Genomic DNA, 423 nt, shown 5'->3' on the forward strand with positions numbered 1-423 from the left:
CGATCTGGAACTGGGCTATGACGGCAGCACCCGCCAGACGGTCGGCCTCCGCTTCACCAGCATCGACCTCCCGAAGGGCGCGATCATCACCAGCGCCTATATCCAGTTCCAGGCCAATGAGGTGAAGACCGGCGCGGCGTCGCTGCTCATTCAAGGCGATAATGTTGACGACGCCAGCCCCTTTACGGCCGCCAGCTTCAACGTGTCCGCGCTTCCGAGGACGACAGCCTCCACGGCCTGGACGCCGGACCCGTGGACCATTGTGGGCGAGCATGGCGCTGCCGAGCGCACGCCTGACCTCTCGGCGATCGTGCAGGAGATCGTCAACCGCTCGGGCTGGGCCGCGCTCAACGACATGGCATTTTTGGTCAGCGGCACTGGCACGCGCACGGCCGATTCCTACGAATACAATCCGGCCAGCGC

1 pseudogene is annotated in these 423 nt (G+C 65.0%); it reads left to right on the top strand.

Annotated elements, in window-relative coordinates:
• Nucleotides 1-423, top strand: a pseudogene (locus EN824_RS33560) (RTX toxin); the annotation flags it as partial.

It is taken from the genome of Mesorhizobium sp. M8A.F.Ca.ET.181.01.1.1, assembly GCF_004792025.1.
GTDB lineage: Bacteria > Pseudomonadota > Alphaproteobacteria > Rhizobiales > Rhizobiaceae > Mesorhizobium.